Source organism: Maridesulfovibrio sp. (assembly GCF_963678865.1).
Lineage (GTDB): Bacteria > Desulfobacterota > Desulfovibrionia > Desulfovibrionales > Desulfovibrionaceae > Maridesulfovibrio.
In genome coordinates, this window is record NZ_OY787459.1 from 368,212 (window position 1) to 386,758 (window position 18,547).

General features: G+C 47.7%; 15 protein-coding genes and 1 tRNA gene. 12 read left to right on the top strand and 4 right to left on the bottom strand.

The window, feature by feature from the left end; translation table 11 throughout:
* The first annotated feature begins 25 nt into the window (after window positions 1-25).
* The 5 genes from ACKU41_RS01565 (at window position 26) to ACKU41_RS01585 (ending at window position 7,325) form a co-directional block, all read left to right on the top strand.
* Window positions 26-3,457, top strand: a complete 3,432-nt coding sequence (locus ACKU41_RS01565) for a 4Fe-4S binding protein (protein ID WP_319781143.1) — start codon at window positions 26-28, stop codon at window positions 3,455-3,457.
* A 36-nt stretch (window positions 3,458-3,493) separates the two neighbouring features.
* Entirely contained in the window at window positions 3,494-4,060 is a 567-nt protein-coding gene (locus ACKU41_RS01570; protein ID WP_321403665.1) for a 4Fe-4S dicluster domain-containing protein, read from the top strand.
* Complete coding sequence (locus ACKU41_RS01575) at window positions 4,060-4,983, top strand: CoB--CoM heterodisulfide reductase iron-sulfur subunit B family protein (protein ID WP_321403667.1); 924 nt, start codon at window positions 4,060-4,062, stop codon at window positions 4,981-4,983. The genes ACKU41_RS01570 and ACKU41_RS01575 overlap by 1 nt, the downstream gene beginning before the upstream one ends.
* Window positions 4,984-5,004: 21 nt before the next feature.
* Window positions 5,005-5,901 carry a universal stress protein gene (locus ACKU41_RS01580; protein ID WP_321403669.1) on the top strand — a complete coding sequence of 299 codons (897 nt, stop codon included), beginning with the start codon at window positions 5,005-5,007 and terminating at the stop codon, window positions 5,899-5,901.
* A gap of 104 nt (window positions 5,902-6,005) precedes the next feature.
* Window positions 6,006-7,325, top strand: coding sequence for a (Fe-S)-binding protein (locus ACKU41_RS01585; protein ID WP_319781139.1), 1,320 nt, complete (start codon window positions 6,006-6,008; stop codon window positions 7,323-7,325).
* A gap of 539 nt (window positions 7,326-7,864) precedes the next feature.
* Here the strand turns inward: ACKU41_RS01585 and ACKU41_RS01590 are convergent.
* Window positions 7,865-7,941 (bottom strand) — tRNA-Arg (locus ACKU41_RS01590).
* Between the two features lie 457 nt (window positions 7,942-8,398).
* Here ACKU41_RS01590 and ACKU41_RS01595 point away from each other — a divergent pair.
* The gene (locus ACKU41_RS01595; protein ID WP_321403671.1) at window positions 8,399-9,964 is read left to right on the top strand and encodes a methyl-accepting chemotaxis protein; all 1,566 of its coding nucleotides are present in this window, start codon (window positions 8,399-8,401) and stop codon (window positions 9,962-9,964) included.
* Between the two features lie 130 nt (window positions 9,965-10,094).
* On the top strand, window positions 10,095-10,544 hold the full coding sequence (locus ACKU41_RS01600) for an Sbal_3080 family lipoprotein (protein ID WP_319781137.1): 450 nt from the start codon (window positions 10,095-10,097) through the stop codon (window positions 10,542-10,544).
* 139 nt (window positions 10,545-10,683) lie between these two features.
* On the opposite strand, the gene ACKU41_RS01605 is transcribed toward ACKU41_RS01600, so the two are convergent.
* The 3 genes from ACKU41_RS01605 to ACKU41_RS01615 form a co-directional block, all read right to left on the bottom strand.
* Entirely contained in the window at window positions 10,684-11,469 is a 786-nt protein-coding gene (locus ACKU41_RS01605) for an AraC family transcriptional regulator (RefSeq protein ID WP_319781135.1), read from the bottom strand.
* A gap of 10 nt (window positions 11,470-11,479) precedes the next feature.
* Window positions 11,480-12,067 (bottom strand): LysE family transporter, encoded by a 588-nt coding sequence (locus ACKU41_RS01610; RefSeq protein ID WP_321403673.1) that lies wholly within the window; start codon window positions 12,065-12,067, stop codon window positions 11,480-11,482.
* Between the two features lie 95 nt (window positions 12,068-12,162).
* On the bottom strand, window positions 12,163-12,843 hold the full coding sequence (locus tag ACKU41_RS01615; RefSeq protein ID WP_319781132.1) for a Crp/Fnr family transcriptional regulator: 681 nt from the start codon (window positions 12,841-12,843) through the stop codon (window positions 12,163-12,165).
* Window positions 12,844-12,966: 123 nt separating this feature from the next.
* On the opposite strand from ACKU41_RS01615, the gene ACKU41_RS01620 reads away from it, so the two are divergent.
* From ACKU41_RS01620 to clpX, 5 genes are all read left to right on the top strand, one after another.
* Window positions 12,967-13,956: a bile acid:sodium symporter gene (locus ACKU41_RS01620; protein WP_321403675.1), complete on the top strand. Its 990-nt coding sequence runs from the start codon at window positions 12,967-12,969 to the stop codon at window positions 13,954-13,956.
* A gap of 179 nt (window positions 13,957-14,135) precedes the next feature.
* On the top strand, window positions 14,136-14,450 hold the full coding sequence (locus tag ACKU41_RS01625) for a tetratricopeptide repeat protein (RefSeq protein WP_319781130.1): 315 nt from the start codon (window positions 14,136-14,138) through the stop codon (window positions 14,448-14,450).
* Between the two features lie 425 nt (window positions 14,451-14,875).
* Entirely contained in the window at window positions 14,876-16,183 is a 1,308-nt protein-coding gene (gene tig, locus ACKU41_RS01630; RefSeq protein WP_319781129.1) for a trigger factor, read from the top strand.
* Window positions 16,184-16,443: 260 nt separating this feature from the next.
* Window positions 16,444-17,052 (top strand): ATP-dependent Clp endopeptidase proteolytic subunit ClpP, encoded by a 609-nt coding sequence (gene clpP, locus ACKU41_RS01635; protein ID WP_319781128.1) that lies wholly within the window; start codon window positions 16,444-16,446, stop codon window positions 17,050-17,052.
* A gap of 6 nt (window positions 17,053-17,058) precedes the next feature.
* Window positions 17,059-18,312: an ATP-dependent Clp protease ATP-binding subunit ClpX gene (clpX, locus tag ACKU41_RS01640; protein WP_319781127.1), complete on the top strand. Its 1,254-nt coding sequence runs from the start codon at window positions 17,059-17,061 to the stop codon at window positions 18,310-18,312.
* Window positions 18,313-18,547: the final 235 nt, after the last annotated feature.

Here is an 18,547-nt window from a genome sequence, read left to right on the forward strand (position 1 = left end):
GTGAGACTGGTCGCGGGAGGACTTTATGAGAAAGCAATATGGAGCACTGGTGGTCGGAGCTGGCATAGGCGGAATCAGGGCCGCTCTTGATCTGGCTGTTACCGGTCACAAAGTGGCTCTCATTGACAGACGGCCCAATCACGGTGGGATTCTGGCCCAGCTGGACTATCAATTTCCGTCCGATCATTGCGGTATGTGCCGGATGCTGCCGCTGATGTCGCGGGATTCATCAAGTCAGTACTGCCTGCGTAAGGGGCTCTTTCACGATAACATCGATATCATGCTTTCCACCGAGCTGGCTGAACTTGAGGGCGAGCCCGGAAAGTTTCTCGTCTCACTTAACCGGAAATCTCCCCTGATCGACCCTGAAAAGTGTGTGAGCTGCGGTAAGTGTTCCGAGGTCTGTCCGGTCAGGGTACCCAGTGAATTCAATGCCGGCCTGACGGAACGTGCAGCGGTATATCTTCCGGTGCCGCACGCCATTCCCAATCATTATGTCCTTGATCTCGATAACTGTCAGCGTTGCTGGAAGTGTTATGAAACCTGTCCTACCGGAGCCATTGATTTCAAGTTCGCCGAACGCGAAGAGTTTCACATTCTTATCGCAGACAGTGATCCTGAAATTGTTTCTTTTATGAAAGAGAGCCTGCAGGAGCAGAATTTCACTTTGCATTTTGCCTCATCGGGGCGCGATGTTGTTGATATGCTTTCCGGTGATCAGAAAATTGGACTGGTGCTATTGGGGATGAATTTTGACGACATGGCTGCTGACCGCGTGCTGATCCGTTGCCATGAATTGCGTCCGGGGTTGCCGGTAGTAGCCATGTCCGGTTCTGGACAGGAAGAAAACGCAGCTGATCTCGTGATGCAGGGTGCACGTGATTATCTGGTCAAGCCCCTCGGGCAAAAGCGTTTTGTGCCATGGCTGGATAAGCTCTACATGCGCATTATGTCTGACACAACCGAGGAGTTGATGGTCGGCGCGGTGGTGCTTGCCGGAGGATTCGACTGCTATAATCCGAAGATGGACCCGCAGGGTGGCGAGGATATTTGGAGTTATGGTCACCCCGGCGTTGTCACCGCTCTGGAATTTGAACGCTTGTTGAGCGGGACCGGGCCTACCGGAGGGCGACTTCTCAGGCCGGAAGACAATAAGCCGGTAGAGAGAATTGCCTGGATTCAATGTGTGGGCTCGCGTGATGTGCAGAAGGGAGCGGATTACTGCTCTGGAATCTGCTGCATGTTTTCCATCAAGGAATCTGTGCTGGCTAAAAAGGCCACAGGCGGTAGGGTCGATGCCACAATCTTTTATATGGATATGCGTACTGTCGGGAAAGATTACCAACGTTATCGTCAGCGCGCAGAAACCGAGCTCGGGGTGCGTTTCGTGCCGAGCAGGCCGCATTCCATAACCCCGGATGAAGGCAGTCAGGGACTTAAAATCGAGTATTTGAGCCCAGCAGGGGAGCTGGAAGTAGAGATCTTTGACATGGTTGTTCTGGCCGTGGGGGCGCGTCCTCCGGCAGGTATGGAAAAGTTTGCCCGGACCACCGGTATTGAACTCAATGATTGGGGTTTTGCGGATAGGAAATCCTATGCGCCGGAAAAGACTAGTCGGGTCGGTGTCTTTTCCGCAGGTGCTTTTAACGAACCCAGAGATATTTCTGATTCAGTTATTCAGGCTGGGGCCGCCGCTCAGGGCGCATCTCGTTTGATTAAAGTCTATGACGTTCTTGCGGGCATTGAAACCGAGCCGGAACCGGAATACCCGGACGTTTCAAGGCAGGCAGCCCGGATTTATGTTGCTGTTTGCTCCTCCTGTCCGACTCTCGGGCAGGCCGTTGACCTGGAAAAATTGAGCGTCCGTTTGGCTAAAATACATTCCGTATGCAAGGTCGTTTCAGTCAATGGAGCCTGTACTGCCGATGGCTGGGATGAAATAAGGCAGGGCGTTGCAGAATTCAAGCCCAACCGGGTGCTCATCGGGGCCTGTATGCCCTATGCCTATATTCCCAGACTCAAAGAGTTGGGCCAAAGTATTGGATTGAATCCCGCATTGATGGATGTGGTTGATATCTACAGTCCGACCTTTGAACCGGGCCTGAAGGACAGTCCGGAAAAGGAAATATACGCTTCCCTTGCTTCCGCTGCTGCCCGCTTGCAGGGGGTGGACCCTGTCCCTCCACCGGTTATGGTGGATGTAACCAGATCCGCCTTGATTGTAGGTGGAGGACTGGCAGGCATGACTTCCGCAATGGCGATTGCCGATCAGGGATACGGGGTCTGCCTGGTCGAGTCCGAAGAGGAACTCGGCGGTATGGCTATGCGTTTGCACACCCAGCTTGACGGTTCAGATCCGCGAAAGTTCATGGAGGAACTGATCGGGCAGGTCATGAAACACCCCAATATAAAGGTGTTCAAGGATTCCCGGGTGGTTCTTTCCAGAGGAAGTGCCGGAAAATTTCGTTCGGCCATAGCCAGTCCTGAAGGAGTTTTTCCTCTTGAGCACGGAGTGACCATCCTCGCCACCGGAGCGCAGGAGGGCAAGATTTATGAAAGCGGTTTCTGCGTGCACAAGTCGGTGATGACTCATCTGACCCTTGAGGAGCGGCTGGCCTCCGGTGTGATTGATGCAGGGGAATTGTCTGCCGTAGCCATGATTCAGTGCTGGCGTTCGCTAACTGAGGACCGAAAGTACTGCAGCAAGGTCTGCTGCCCTGAAATGCTGAAAAATGTCCTGACTCTCAAGGAACGTAATCCAGACCTTCCTATCTATGTTTTTTACCGGGACATTATGGCCCCCGGTTTTCTTGAAAGTTATTACACTCAGGCCCGTAAGACCGGAGCCATCTTTATTCGCTTCGATTCTGACAATCCCCCAAATGTTGAATTCGATGATGGTAAGCCGGTGATTACTGCCTTTGATTCCGTGCTTGGGGATAACGTCCGGATAAGTGCGGATCTCCTGTCTCTTTCCAGCGGGCTTGATCCTAATGATATTGAGGATTTACAGGAAATATTTGGCGTAGAGGTCAACTCGGACGGTTTTTATCAGGAAGCTGATTTTAAGTGGCGTCCTGTGGATTTCCTTAAGCAGGGTATCTACATGTGCGGAACCGCTGTCGCGCCCAAGCGTATGCATGAGACCGTGGCTTCGGCAAAGGCTGCTGCTCAGCGGGCTTTGCGGATTCTGAATGCCGAAAAAATTGCCCGTGAGACCGTTGTCGCATCTGTTCGTCATTCCCTGTGTTCACTTTGTCAGGCCTGTGTTTCCGCCTGTCCGTACGGGGCGAGGGTTGTTGATCTGGAAACTGAACAGATCGCAGTTGATGAAATTCTTTGTCAGGGATGCGGGGTCTGTGCCGCGGTCTGCCCTAATAGTGCCACGGTACTCAAGGGATTCCACGACGGGCCGATGTTGTCAGTGATTGATGCTGTTTTGGAGGAACCGGCATAGGGCCGGATTATCACGATATTTTAAGGATGGTGAACCATGAAAGGTACAGAAAGACAGGTGTGGAGTCCGGCGGACGAAGAGACCCGGTCGGTTCTTGCCGAACTCAAGGAGACGGTGGGGGCCTGCATGCAGTGCGGCACCTGCACGGCGTCCTGTCCTAACAGGTTTGCCATGGATGTTTCCCCGCGCGCCATGTGGAGGATGATTCAGTTCGACATGCTGGACCGGATTCTTAAGAGCCATACCTTCTGGCTCTGTTCGTCCTGTTACATGTGTACTCTGCGCTGCCCTCGGGGACTGAAGCTGACTTCGGCCATGGGTATGCTCAAGCGGCTTGCACGGTTGAGGTCCGGGCAGGATGTGGCGGAAACCGGGGATTTTTATGAGGCATTCATGAGCAATGTGGAGACGTATGGCCGTGTTCAGGAATTGAGCCTGATGAACGGATACTTCATGAAAAGCATGAATCCTGTCCTGCCGCTGACTTTTATCCCTCTCGGAATAAAGATGCTCGGCAAGGGCAAGCTGCATCTTCCCGATACGATGCAGCGGGATACGCTGAAGGCCATGTTTGCCAAGGCGCGAGAAATGGAGGGACGCTGATGACGTACGCATACTATCCCGGATGTTCCCTGCTTGAAAGTGCGCAAGAATTTGACGTGTCGGTCAGGGCCGTCATGAATGCGCTGGGTGTGGAGCTGGAGGAAATTCCCGATTGGACCTGCTGCGGAGCCAGTGCAGCGGAACCTGTCAGCAGATTGATGAATTACGCGCTTCCGGCACGTAATTTAGCCATTGCAGAAGAAAAATTGAGCGGTCTGGATGTATTGGCTCCGTGCAGTGCCTGCTACCTCAATCTACTCAAGGTCAACCGTGAGGTTTTCGGAAACAGGGAGCTTCACGATGAGGTGAATAAGGTGCTGGGCGTTTCCGGTCTGGCTTATACGGGATCGGTCCGGGTTCGCCATCTATGCGATGTTTTGCTCAACGATATCGGGCCGGACAATATTGCAGCTGCGGTGGTCGACGGGCTGGAGGGCATGCGGGTGGCACCGTATTACGGCTGCCAGATTCTACGCCCGTATTCTGTTTTTGATGATCCTCGCAAGCCGAAGTCAATGGAACCTGTTTTGAAGGCTTTGGGAGCCGAGGTGTTCGAGTGGGATTCAGGTAACCGCTGTTGTGGAGCATCGCTTATGATGGGGCACCGGGATGTGGCCCTGCACTCGGTAGGTTCCATTCTGAGCGCTGCGGCTGAAGCGGATGTCATCGTGACTGTCTGTCCTTTGTGTCAGATGAATCTTGAGGCTTATCAGGACCAGCTTGCGGGGGCCGGTGTGAAGCATGTGCCGGTCATTTACCTGTCACAGCTTATGGGGATGTCTTTTGGATTTGGAGAGGAAGGGACACAACTTAATAAGAATCTGACTGTGACGGCTGGCGTCAGGAAGGATTTTGCAGACAAGGTCTGGGCTCAGGAGACTGTTTCCGAGCATGGCGGAGATGTAACTGATGTTGAACCGTAAACCCTAACCAAGGGGGACTTTATGTTTAAGGACATTATCGTGGGTATTACCCCTACCGGAATTGATGATTGCGCAGTCAAGGCTGCTGTGGAATTTGCCCGGAAGTTTGAAGCTAATCTCTACTTGGTGCATGTCGCAGGAATGGAGCAGGGCTGGGGAGCTATAGAACATCTGGCTCCTTCCGGTGAAACCGGAAAGCTTAAGGAGCAGATTTCCGAAATGTACGGAGCTATGCTCGGCGATATTCCTAACTTTGAAATTATGGTGGTTCCGGGGATTCCCCATAGCGAACTCCTGCGTCTGGCCAGAAAGAAGAATACGGACCTTATCATCATGGGGCCTCATACCAAGGAGTATGAGGAACAGCGCTCCAAGATGTGGGGTATGGCCGGAAGCACTCTGGAGCGGGTCAGCCAGAGGGCTCGTTGTCCGGTCATGATTGTGCATAAGGACGTAGTCTGCAAGGAACCTCTTTTTGAGAACATTCTTGTTGCCACGGACTTTTCCGATCAGGCGGAGTGTGCAGTGAGTTATGGTGGGCAGATGGCCCGTCAGTACAAGTCCAACCTGAGCGTAATACATGTTGCGGACGGGGAAGCGGAAGGCGATAGCGGAGCACGGCTTGAAAAGGCATATGGAGCCCGTCTGGCCGGATTGAACGCCTCATTCGAAGGATGTCAGGGCCAGCCTTCAATGGAAATTCTGAAGAAGGCCCAGCAGGGCAATGCCGATCTGGTGATTATGGCTCACCACTCCAAGGAACAGGATCCTGAGAAGGCTTTCCTTGGTTCTACCGTGGTTCAGGTTGCGCTTAATGCCACCTGCCCGACTATGAGTGTTAACCATCACTTCGATTTACGTTGCGGCCTGATGTATGACCAGACCGGAGCCGTTGTGCAGGCTGAAGCGTCAGCATAGCTTCTGGATGTATGCTGATTGTTGAATTAAAAATCGAATTTCCGGGGGGATGTACTCCCCCCGGAATAATAACCGGTTAATCTCCATGCCAAAAGGAGCGGTCCATGAATATGGTTGTGCCGAAAACGATGGATTCAGAGGTCCGGGAATTTTTGAACAAGTTCGATTTCAGCGCCTGTCTTGTTTGTGGAACCTGTTCCAACGGGTGTCCGATTACGGGGACTCCGGGTATGGAGGGCTGGAATACCCGTAAGGTCATGCGCATGCTTGCCTACGGCATGGTTGACGAAGTTGTGGAATCAAAATTCCCATGGCTGTGCACCGGTTGCGGCAGGTGTGCCTATTCCTGTCCAATGGGTATAGATATTCCTGCGGTCATGGCCCATATGAAAAGCATGCGTGAACGTGACAAGGTGCCGGGATCACTCCACAAGGGAACAATGAATAATGTGGATTCCGGTAACAATCTGGCCATCCCCAAAGACGATTATCTTATGGGAATGGCAGATTTGGGCGAAGAAATGTCGGAGGAATGTCCCGGATTTTATGTGCCGGTTGATAAGCAGGATGCCGATATTCTATTTTTTCCCAACTCCAAGGAAGTATATGGTGACTACGAAGACCAGTTCTGGTGGTGGAAGGTATTTTACGCCGCCAAAGAAAACTGGACCGTTCCTTCGGAAGGCTGGGAGGCCGTAGACTGGGCGCTGTTCACTGGAAATTATGAAGCCAACAAGGTTCTGGCCCAGCGTAAGATCGATTACATGAAAAAATACAATATCAAGCGTATGATCATGCCGGACTGCGGCGGTGGTTCATATGGATGTCGTACCGGTATGGAAAAATGCGTTTTGGAAGATCCGAGGAACGAGGTCGGTTTCACCTATCTTTATGATTATTTGGTGCAGATTATTCGCGAGGGACGCATAAAGCTTGATAAGTCCGTGAATGTCGGAAAACGTTTTACCTGGCATGACTCCTGTAAGCATGGCCGGGAACTGGCCCGTCATTTCGGCAAGGGCTTTTTCGAAGAACCGCGCTGGATTATCAACCAATGCGTCGATGATTTTGTTGAGATGACCCCCAACCGGGGTTTGAATTATTGCTGCGGTGCCGGCGGAGGCATGTGGCCTGCTCCCTATGAGGATGAATCCGCATGGCATGCAAGGCACAAGTTCGACCAGATCAAGAGGAGCGGCGCGGATGTAGTTCTGGTGGGTTGTTCCAACTGCCGGGACCAGATCATGAAGCGTATTCCCAAATATTATACTGACTACAAGTATGAGGTTAAATACATCTGGCAACTGGTTGCTGAAACGTTGATCCTTGAGCCTTGGGAAGAGGATATGATCGCCAAAGCCAAGAAAGAAGCCGAAGCTCAATGGGAAAAATTCGGTGTGGATACTTCTGCAGAGGAGTATTAGTCGGATCTGAAAGACAATAGTTATTTTTCCCGTATCTGCTGTGTGATTATCAGGATGTTTTTTTATTTGTTATTAATAATAATCAAAGAAACACTAATGGTGCATATGGAAAAAGCAAATTTTATTCTGTTGTCGGTTCCGCATATTGTCCGCAAATCTGCGTACAAACTCGGTAGTTTTAGGTAGTTTTCGGCAGTTTTGGAAATGGGATGAAATATGGGCAGGGCGCTTGAATCAAGAGATTACGGGCATTCTCGGCGCAAAATTTAATCTTCCACCAGACAATTCGTAACCAGCAGGTCGGGCATTCAATTCGCCTCGTTGGCTCCATGAAAAAGTTAAGCCTCACAGTGTGTTATCGCATTGTGAGGCTTTCGTCCTGTGGAACTGGAAAGGTTTTCGGAACGGGCAAGGTGATTCAGTTAGAGGACATAAAAAAAGCCTGCTCATCCGAAGAGGCTTGAAATATCAGGAAAGCAAAAGGGTGAGTAAAATTTGATAATTTTACTCACCCTTTTGCTGTAAACTATTGAAATAATTGGCGGGCAATACAAGATTCGAACTTGTGACCTTCAGCTCCGGAGGCTGACACTCTATCCAACTGAGCTAATTGCCCGCGCAGAACGATTTAGTATCCATCGTGATGCTTTTTTGTCAAGCGAAAAGTCTGTATTTTTTCTGCTTTTTGCAGGATTTTTAGAATCATTTTCTTGAGATAGATATTTTTAGAAAATTTTGGCTCTTAGTGATCAATAGAAAGACTGTTGAGCGATTATGAATAAATTATTACAGGGGTTTTCTCTCGTGATGGAATATGTATTTGTATATTGAACTGTATGATTTCATTGCATATAAGTCTCTAGTATCTCATGCTTTTAAATTCGAGTGGTAACATGCGTCATTAAAATGTCACAAGTTATTGACTCAAGTTCTTTGTTTGAGTAATTTCGAAAATAATTTTTTCGGAATCGATCAAGATGTTGTTTTATGTTTGAAATTGATGCTTCTTGGTTGGTTCTTCGGGGGTGTTGTTTTGTTACCCTTCATTTGAACCTTTCGACTAAGAGGGTGCTATGAAATCCAGATTGTTTATCGGGGTGTTTGTGTGTGCTGTGCTTGGAGCTTTGTCTGCTTTGGGGGCAGTGGAATTGATTTCAGATCCGCAATTTAAAACTGTGGTTACTGCCGGTCTTGTTTTTATTGTGGTTTTGTTGAGTGGAGGAGTCATCGTTCAAGTTTTGACTTCCGGGACAGCTAAAAGTGCAGATGGAATGATCTTTTACCTGAAAGGAGTTGCCGAAGGGGACTTTAATTCCGGCAGGCCGGAGTCCGGTATAAGTGAATTCGATAAGATCAGTGCTCAGATGTGCATTACTATCGATGCCTTGAAAAAAAGGATCGGTTTTGCCGAGGGAGTGCTCAATGCTATTGCTGAAGCGTATCCGTTTATGACCTGTGATGCGGACGCAAAAGTTAATTTTGTCGGGAGCAGACTTTTTAAGATTTCAGGTAAGACAGGTAAACCTGAGGACTACTACGGCCTGACAACCGGGGGGTATGTCTATGGGGATAATTCCCGTAAAACACGTACAGATCGCGTTGTGGGCGAAGGAATCAGGATAGAGGGAGAAACGTCGTTTGAGGGTGAAGGCGGATTGCATGAACTTCAATTTTCCGGTGAGCCTTTTTACGATCTTGATGGTGATCTGTGCGGTGCGCTAACTATTTATTTTGATCTTACCGAAGTTAAACAGCACCAGCGTGAGATTCAGGAAAATTCAGAAAGGGTGGCTAAAGTTGCTGCTGAGCTGGTGGATATTACCGGACAGGTTAATTCTGCTGCCGGATTGATCGCTTCCCAGATTAAGGATGCAGCCAAGGGTGCGGCGCATCAATCTGACAGAATTACGGAAACAGCTTCTGCCATGGAAGAGATGAACAGCACTACGCTCGAGGTAGCTAGAAACGCTGTTGATGCTGCTGGCAATGCCACTGACGCAGCCGAGAATGCTGGGGAAGGGCAGAACGAAGTCCGTAATCTGATTGATTCCATTGAAACCATGAATGGCCATGCCAATAATCTCGGGATGTTTATGAGTGATCTTGGCAAGCAGACTAATTCTGTTGGCAGCGTGATTACTGTAATTCAGGATATCGCCGACCAGACCAACCTGCTGGCCTTGAACGCAGCAATTGAAGCTGCCCGTGCCGGAGAGGCCGGGCGTGGATTCGCCGTTGTTGCTGATGAAGTTCGCAAGCTTGCGGAAAAGACCATGACAGCTACAGATGAGGTTAGTTCCGCCATCAGTGCTATTCAGAACGGTGCCCAGCGTTCTATTGAAGGTGTCAGGCTGGCCAGCCAAGCAGTGGAACAATCCACTGAAATTGCACGCAGTTCCGGGCAGACGCTCGAAAGGATTGTTGAAATTGTCAGCGGGACTTCGGATCAGGTCCAGTCCATTGCTGCTGCCGCAGAACAGCAGTCCGCAACAAGTGAGGAAATCAACCGGGCGGTGGATGACATCAATTCCATTGCGGCCCGGACAGCTGAAGGTATGCACGCCGCAAATAAGGCCAGTTCTGAGCTGGTCAGGATGAGCGACGAGCTGAATACTTTGATTAAACAACTTTGCGTTTAGTACAGTCCCGTACTCCATTGTCCGAAACAGGCCGTGTTGCATATGCAGTACGGCCTGTTTCTTTTGAGTCAGGGTTGACCACATTGTTGATCCATAATATCCCGGCACAAATCATGAGCGAGGATTTGCATTGAAGTATTTTAAGCTATTTTTGATTCTGATTTTTTTCGGTTTTACTGCCGGGTGTACTTCTATGGAGGTCACCAATGAACCTGTTCCGGAAATTTTACAGGCTGATAAAGTATGTATTATTGAGCATGATGATACCCGCGAAAGCTTTAAAACAACCATAAAAGAGTGGTTGCGAGAGCAGGGGATTACTCCGGATGTTTATCCTCAGGGGACTCCCGAAGATATTTGCGAATGGACACTTGAATATGAGGGGCGCTGGTCGTGGGTAGTAGGATTATATTTAGCTGATGCCAAGATAGTCGCTTACCGTGAGGGTAGTGAAGCCGGACGGGTCTGGCTGGATGTTGGTAAATGGGACGGTTATAAATGGGAGAAAGGCAAAGTCCGTATTTATAAATTGCTGGATATGCTTTCCGGCAAGGTCGATCATTATGAGTTGGCCAGATAGAAACTGAGTACAAATACATTCCTGTAAGTCAGCATTCTAGAACCGTCTTTTATCTAAAGGGGCGGTTTTTTTATTGCCGAAAAGCAGTGAGCCAAGGGCTTAAATATGCTAACCTTTAAATATTGATATCGGGGACTGATCAGCAGGGTTTATGAAGTAATTTTGCATAGGCATGTGCGGTTAATCCGTACACGCTTTTAAATTGGCGGTTAAAATGGGAGAGGTCGTAGAATCCGCATTCAAGCATTACCGCATATAATTCTTTGCCGTCATCCAGATATTTTTTGGCTTGTTCAACTCTGCGTCCGAGAAAAAACTGATACGGTGAAAGTCCTTTGACGGCCTTGAACTGGCGGATGAAATGGTATTTGGACATTTGCACTTCTTTGCAGATTTCATCGAGCTTTAACGGAGCTTCAAAATTATCGTACATTATTTCAACAGCCCGGTTGACGGCTTTGAAATTTTTCGGTGTCTGCAATTCGTCAACTGTGTTTGCGGCGCGGTTTATTACATCCATGATCAGTTCACTGATCAGCAGGGAGCCGTGTCCGGTTTCAATAGAGCGGGTCATACGGACAATATTCTCAGCCATCTTGCGATCATATATGATTGGGGATGAAAATTTCAGTACATCTTTTCTGCCGGAAATACTCTCAAATAATTGCCGGGGGATGTAAGACATTACATATTCAAGCCCGGTCTTATCTCCAGAACATCCGTCGTGCAGTTGTTCCGGGTGGAAGAGCATGATTCCGCCGGGAGCGGAGTTAAGCATTTCCCCATCCAGCCAATACCGCTGAATCCCGGCCAGGGTAACCCCGATGGCGTACTCCTCATGGGAATGCTTGCGGTATTCGAATTTATCGAATTTTGCCGAGAGTACAGTCAGGTCGTCATGTTTGGTATAATTGAATTCACGCATATCTATGGGCTTAGATGAGTTTCTCTATTCCTGAAATCGACCATGCACAATAGACCATGGTCAGGGCAAGAATGAAGTTGGCCTGTTTCTGGTATGGGCGAAGGTAGCGTCTGAAGAGTGTTCCTAACACAACCCATGAACTGTATGCACACGTACCGATGAAAGTAAGTATAGCCACGTAAAGGGCAATGTCCAGCGGGTCGCTGAAGGCGGGGATTACAAAACTGCCGATGACAGTCAGGGTGAAAAGTACGGCCTTGGGGTTGACAAACTGCATGGTGAATCCGGTTATAAATCCGCCGCAGCTGTCCGCGTTTCCTCCGTCATCCATTTTCAGGATTTTCCAGGCCAGATAAAGAATATACCCTGTGCCGACGATCTGCATTACAGTTTGCACTTCCGGCATAATTGTAAACAGGTAACTGTTCAGCGCTGCTGAGAGACTGAGCATTATGCAGAAAGCAATGCTCGATCCTGCCACGAATTCAAGTGCTTTTTTATACCCATAGTTTGGGGCTGTTGAAAAGATTACTATGTTTGAAGGCCCGGGGGTGAAGGTCACCACTATGCTGTAGGCCAGAAACGCTGCAAGGTTCATTGTTTCCTCCATGCTATTATTGCCTGTGACCACAAAGTGGCATGGAGTCGTTTTCCGCTGATAGTACAAAGTTGCTCAGTTTATGGGGAAGAGGTTTACCTCAGGCATTCCCCTTCACTGCAGCGGATTAATTCCTTGCGGTCAAAGATTTTGATTTCATTACCCTCAACTTCGATTAAGTTGGCTGCGGCCATTTTTTTCATGGCTCGGGAAAGAGCCTCCGGGGTGACTCCGATAATTTTTGAAAGTTCACGGTATGAAATATCCATTTTTACCAGTCCGTTTTTCTCACGGGTAAGAAAGTAAGCGGCAAGCCGGGAGGGGACCTGCTTGAGGGAAAGGGAATCAATCATTTCCATGGCATCTTTCAACCTTCTGGACATGACCCTCATCATACTCATTAATATTGTAGGGTCTTCCTGAACAAGTTTTTCATACTCGGCAGGCTTGATGAAGAGTATCCGGCTGTCTTCAAGCGCGCCCATATTTGCAGGGAGAAGCCCGTCTGAAAAGACCGAACACAGGCAGAAAGGTTCTCCGGGGCCGAATACAAAAATGGTCTGCTCCTTTCCGTCATCTGAAATTTTAAAGAGCTTTACCTTGCCGGAGAGAAGGATGTGCAATCCTTTAGAAGAATTGTCCTCGCTGAAGAGCACTGATTTTTTGGAAAAATCGCTCACAGTGGCGTGGCGTGCGATTCGTTCCAGCTGTTCTTTTTCCAATTTGGAGAAGATCGGTATCTCGCTGATTATATTTTCTAATTTATGTCTGTTCATATTTTTTTGAATAAAATTGGACTCATTGATCGAGATCAATGTCCGGTTTTAGTGGTTTTGATAGGTTCTATACCACAGAAAGGGGTAGGGCAATAAATGAAACCATAAGCATAGGAGAATAATATGTGGATTATTTTGCAGAAAATTACTAAAAATTTGATTATCGCGATTCCGGTAATGATGGTTGCGGGGTTTGTGTATGGACTGTTTTTCGATCCCGTCTGGCTCAAATCCATGATTGTTCCGTTCACTTTTTTAATGGTTTATCCCATGATGGTCACCCTGAAAATCAAAAAAGTTTTCGAGGGCGGGGACGGTAAAGCCCAATTGCTGACTCAATTAATCAATTTTGGCATTGTTCCTTTTGTGGCCTATGGATTCGGGTTATATTTTTTCAGTGATAAACCATATATGGCCCTTGGGTTGTTGCTGGCAGGGCTGGTGCCTACCAGCGGAATGACCATCTCCTGGACCGGATTTGCCAAGGGCAACATGTCCGCAGCAGTGAAAATGACTGTAGTCGGGCTTATCGCCGGGTCTATTCTGACTCCGTTTTTTGCGAAAATGCTTCTTGGTGCTTCCATTGAAATTAATCTTTATGCAGTTTTTAAGCAGATTGTGTTTATTGTCTTTTTCCCTATGATTCTCGGTTTTATGACGCAGCGTTTTCTGGTGGGCAGGTACGGGCAGGAAGATTTCCAAAAGGGTCTCGGTCCAAAATTTCCCTCTTTGTCTACTCTCGGCGTGCTTGGGATCGTTTTTGTCGCGCTGGCCTTGAAGGCGAAAACAATTGCTTCCGCTCCTGAGGTTTTACTCAGTATTCTTGTCCCCTTGCTGGTGCTTTACTTCTTTAACTTTACCCTGAGCACTTTGATCGGCAAAAGTTTTCTGCCCCGTGGAGATGCCATCGCTCTTGTGTACGGTTCGGTGATGCGTAATCTTTCCATTGCTCTGGCTATCGCCATAAACGCTTTCGGACCGCAGGGCTCTGACGCGGCTTTGGTTATTGCTATGGCTTATATTATTCAGGTTCAGTCCGCAGCATGGTATGTTCGCTTTACTGACCGTATCTTCGGAGAGAATACCCCTGCCAAAGTTGCCTACCAAAGCTGATAGTTTAATCTCAGTGGAGCTGCGTCATTGCTCTTGGATAATTTATTCAACCCCGTTCATTTCGAACGGGGTTATTCTTAAATTTGTTGTTGACATTGAAAATCGTTTTCAATACATTTAAATCAACAAACAAGGAAAATCTTTTTGATAATCAATAAATATATTTCAGGAGAGTGAATATGTGCAAACTCGGTAAGGCATGGGAACTTAACAGAGAAGGTATGCAAGCCTGCAACAACGGTGAATTTGATAAGGCTGAAAGCAATTTGAAAACTGCTATTCAGATGTCCCAGTGCAAGTCCAAGAAAATTCACAGGGCGACCCTGCATAACAATCTTGCCGTAGTTCTGCAGATGTCAGGTAAAATGGAGGAGGCTGTTCAAGCCTACGATCTCGCAATCAGCTTTCTCAATCCGGGGCATAAGGGGCAGGCTGCTTTGATTGAGCGAATTGAATCCAAAAGGGAGCAATTGATACAGCAGCTTGCGGCATAAATTTTTGATAATACGCATCTCCTCCTTGCTTGGCGGAGTCTCTTCTTGAGGCTTCGCCTTCTTTATTAATGATAGAAGGGCTATTGCAGACATCTTATAAAACACAGCTAGCGGAATCTGTATGAATAAGATTGAAGACCGCGTGCCATATGAAACATGACGTTCCAAACTTTTGTCCCTTGCAGCTGGAGTTTTTTAACAAGTCTGCCAGATTTTTTTGTTTTTAGGCCAAAAAACAGGAATTTATTCATTATTTGCGGTTGAACTCCTGTAAGGGGGTTGACTTTGTGGGGAAACTGCCTAAATAATCCCAGTTCTTTTGTTGGAATAATGTGAAAGACTTCACTTTGACCGACTCAAGCCAAAGTACACAACTGCCGGAGCGATTTGTTTGCGGCGGATATATTTTCCAGGAGGATGCCAAGATGGATTTTAATATTGAAGAAGTATCAGCGGTTGAAAGAGAGATTAAAGTTTCTGTACCCGCTGAAGAAGTAGGTGCTGCGCTGGACGCAACCGTTGCCCTGTACAAGGTACAGACCCCGATAAAGGGCTTCAGAAAGGGTAAAGTTCCCGCTTCTGTTATCCAGTCCAAGTACAAAAAGCAGATTATCAGTGAAGCTACTACAGACCTGATCAACTATCAGATCAACGAAATCCTCAACGGCGAATCCTTCGTACCTGTTTCCAAGATTGACGTTGATGCTAAGGAACTGGTTCGCGGTGAAGACTTCAGCTACGTGATCAAATTTGAAATCATTCCCGAATTCGATACTCCCGGCTACCTCGGCCTGCCTGTTGAAGAAGAGCGTGCTGAAGTTTCCGACGAAGATCTCAAGGACGTTGAAACCAGACTCCTGCAGTCCATGGCTAAGATCGCTCCCATCGAAGAAGACCGTCCCGCAAAAGACGGTGAACTCGCTTCCGTAACTTTCTCCGCTGAAATGGACGGTGAACCCATTCCCGGTGTTCAGGCTGACAACTTTGACCTGCCCATCGGTGAAGGTCACTCCCTTGAAGAATTTGAAGATTTCGTCAAGACTCTGAAATCAGGTGAGTCCGGTGAAACCGACATCACTTTCCCCGAAGATTTCATCAACTCTGATCTCGCAGGCAAAACTGCAACCATGAAGGTTACTGTTCACGCTGTTAAAGAGCGTAAAATGCCTGAGCTCACAGATGAAGTTGTAAAACAGGCCGGTGGTTTCGAGTCCGTTGAAAAAATGCGTGAAGTAGTTAAGCAGTCTTACACTGCAAACCGCAAGCAGCTTAACAAATCTGCAGCTCAGACCAAACTGATCAGCGATATCGTTAAGGAACTCGACTTCCCTCTGCCTCCTTCCCTTATGCAAGACCGTCTTGACCGCATGGTTGCTGACGTTATCGGTCGTGCTGAGCGTTCCGGCAAGAGCTTTGAATCTCTCGGCAAAACCATGGAAGAGCTTCGTGAAGAGCAGCGTCCCGTGGCAGAAGAGTCCGTACGTACTGAAATCTTCCTGCTTACTGTGGCTAAACGTGAAGAACTTGAAGTTCAGCCTCAGGATGTTGAAGGCGCTCTTTACCAGATCGCACAGCAGACACATCAGGACTTCAGTTCTGTTAAATCCTACTACGAAGAGAATAACCTGCTTATTCCTCTTAAGGATCGCCTGCTTGCTGATAAAGCAGCTGAATTTATCTACGAAAATGCCGATGTTACTGAAATCGATCCTGTTAAAAAGGACAAAGAGTAATTTCAGCCGATTGATAAATATGTTCGGCGGCGTGGTTTCTCTGACCGCGCCGCCGTTTTTGCTTTGCAGGAAATAGGTTGTTAATAATTCTATATGCGGTTAACAGTGTGTAGTGTTAAACCTGCCTGATTTGGACTTGTACTCAAGCCTTCAAATGTTTAGGATGATTTTCAAGTGAACATCCGTTTGGAATCGGACGGGTTTATTTTCAGCTAGTTTAAGTTTTCATTAATATTACTAAATATTTCCGGGAGATATAGATGTCTGGAACTATACCTATTGTTGTTGAGACTACAGGGCGTACTGAACGCGCTTACGATATTTATTCCCGTCTTCTCAAAGATAGAATCATCCTGCTCAGTGGTGAAGTAGACGATCATGTTGCCAGCGTAATCTGCGCACAGCTTCTTTTTCTGGAATCTGAAGATCCTGAAAAAGAAATCTACATGTACATCAACTCCCCCGGCGGCGTGGTGACAGCTGGCATGGCAATTTATGATACCATGCAATATATTTCATCTCCGGTAGCAACACTCTGCATGGGACAGGCCGCAAGCATGGGTGCTTTTCTGCTTAGCGCAGGTGAGAAGGGCCAGAGATACTCACTGCCTCACAGCCGTATCCTCATCCATCAGCCTCTGGGCGGTGCTCAGGGACAGGCTACTGACATTGATATTCAGGCCCGTGAAATTTTAAGACTTAAAAAATCCCTTAACTCAATCATGGCCGAAAATACCGGCAAAACCGTGGAGGAGATTGAGAAGGATACGGATCGCGATAACTTCATGTCCGCTGCTGAAGCTGTAGAATACGGCCTCATCGACAAGGTTCTGGAGAGTCGCGGAAATATTGAATCCAAGGAAGGTTAATTCCTTATGAGTAATGAAAATAACGGTTCAGGACAGGACCTTCATTGCTCCTTTTGTTCCAAGTCTCAGGATGAGGTGCAGCGACTGATCGCCGGACCTGATGTCTACATCTGCGATGAATGCGTCCAGCTTTGTAATGACATCATGGCCCAGGAAGCGGTCGGTGAGGAGTTTGATGCAGGTAAGCTTTTGTCCCCACAGGAAATTAAAGAGCTGCTGGATGAATATGTTATCGGTCAGGAACATCCCAAAAAGATTCTGGCTGTAGCTGTTCATAATCACTATAAGCGTGTGTTTTACACACAGTCCAGCGGTGCTGACGATATTGAAATTGATAAGAGCAACATCCTTCTTATCGGTCCCACCGGGTCCGGTAAAACTTTGCTGGCTCAGACTTTGGCAAGAGTACTTAAGGTTCCCTTTGCCATTGCGGATGCCACTACATTAACCGAAGCCGGTTATGTGGGCGAGGACGTTGAAAACATCCTTGTTCAGCTTTTGCAGAATGCTGATTATGACATTGATGCTGCTTCCCGCGGGATTATCTACATTGATGAAATTGACAAGATTTCCCGCAAGGGAGACAGCCCTTCCATCACCAGAGATGTTTCCGGTGAAGGTGTGCAGCAGGCTCTGTTGAAGATTATTGAAGGAACTGAAGCCAATATTCCGCCCAAAGGCGGCCGCAAACATCCGCAGCAGGAATTCATCAGGCTGGATACCTCTAATATCCTTTTTATCCTCGGCGGCGCGTTTATCGGTTTGGATTCTATCGTGCAACAGCGCATGTCCGGTTCCGGTATCGGTTTCGGAGCTAAGGTAGAAAGCAAGAATGACAAGGGTATCAGTGAAATGTTCGCCAAGGCAGAACCGGCCGATCTGGTCAAGTTCGGGCTTATTCCCGAATTTGTGGGCCGTATTCCGGTTCAGACAGCGCTTTCCGAACTGACAGAAGAAGATCTCGTACGGATTCTGCAGGAACCCAAGAATGCGCTGGTCAAGCAGTACAAAAAAATGTTTGACCTCGACGGTGTTCGTTTGACCTTTACTGCCAACGCCCTGAAAGCGATTGCCGCAAAGGCTGTTGAACGTAAAACAGGTGCTCGCGGCCTACGTAACGTTCTGGAATCCATCATGCTCGATATCATGTACAAGCTTCCTTCCATGAGCGGAGTTAAGGAGTGCGTGATCAACAAGAGTGTTGTTGATACCGGAATGGAACCCATTTTGTTCTTCCATAACGAAGTCAAAAGTGCTTAGCCTTTTTTAAACTGTTATTATTTAAGCCTCCTATCCTTTTTGGGTCGGAGGCTTTTTTTTTGTCCTCGTGCTTAAAAGCTGATACTCTTCCGCAGGCTTGTTTCATTTTAAGGGATTGGCAACAATTGATTAATAAAGTATTATCTAATTTCACATAGATAATTTATTTTTAGGTCATTATGTTTATGAAAAAAAAATTGTTAATTCTTTTTAGCTTGATATTTCTGCTTGTCTT

What these genes read in the sequence shown, in the direction of transcription:
- ACKU41_RS01565 (WP_319781143.1), top strand. Translation starts at nt 26, where the DNA reads ATGAGAAAGCAATATGGAGCACTGGTGGTCGGAGCTGGCATAGGCGGA.
- ACKU41_RS01570 (WP_321403665.1), top strand. Translation starts at nt 3,494, where the DNA reads ATGAAAGGTACAGAAAGACAGGTGTGGAGTCCGGCGGACGAAGAGACC.
- ACKU41_RS01575 (WP_321403667.1), top strand. Translation starts at nt 4,060, where the DNA reads ATGACGTACGCATACTATCCCGGATGTTCCCTGCTTGAAAGTGCGCAA.
- ACKU41_RS01580 (WP_321403669.1), top strand. Translation starts at nt 5,005, where the DNA reads ATGTTTAAGGACATTATCGTGGGTATTACCCCTACCGGAATTGATGAT.
- ACKU41_RS01585 (WP_319781139.1), top strand. Translation starts at nt 6,006, where the DNA reads ATGAATATGGTTGTGCCGAAAACGATGGATTCAGAGGTCCGGGAATTT.
- ACKU41_RS01595 (WP_321403671.1), top strand. Translation starts at nt 8,399, where the DNA reads ATGAAATCCAGATTGTTTATCGGGGTGTTTGTGTGTGCTGTGCTTGGA.
- ACKU41_RS01605 (WP_319781135.1), bottom strand. Translation starts at nt 11,469, where the DNA reads ATGCGTGAATTCAATTATACCAAACATGACGACCTGACTGTACTCTCG.
- ACKU41_RS01610 (WP_321403673.1), bottom strand. Translation starts at nt 12,067, where the DNA reads ATGAACCTTGCAGCGTTTCTGGCCTACAGCATAGTGGTGACCTTCACC.
- ACKU41_RS01615 (WP_319781132.1), bottom strand. Translation starts at nt 12,843, where the DNA reads ATGAACAGACATAAATTAGAAAATATAATCAGCGAGATACCGATCTTC.
- ACKU41_RS01620 (WP_321403675.1), top strand. Translation starts at nt 12,967, where the DNA reads ATGTGGATTATTTTGCAGAAAATTACTAAAAATTTGATTATCGCGATT.
- ACKU41_RS01625 (WP_319781130.1), top strand. Translation starts at nt 14,136, where the DNA reads ATGTGCAAACTCGGTAAGGCATGGGAACTTAACAGAGAAGGTATGCAA.
- tig (WP_319781129.1), top strand. Translation starts at nt 14,876, where the DNA reads ATGGATTTTAATATTGAAGAAGTATCAGCGGTTGAAAGAGAGATTAAA.
- clpP (WP_319781128.1), top strand. Translation starts at nt 16,444, where the DNA reads ATGTCTGGAACTATACCTATTGTTGTTGAGACTACAGGGCGTACTGAA.
- clpX (WP_319781127.1), top strand. Translation starts at nt 17,059, where the DNA reads ATGAGTAATGAAAATAACGGTTCAGGACAGGACCTTCATTGCTCCTTT.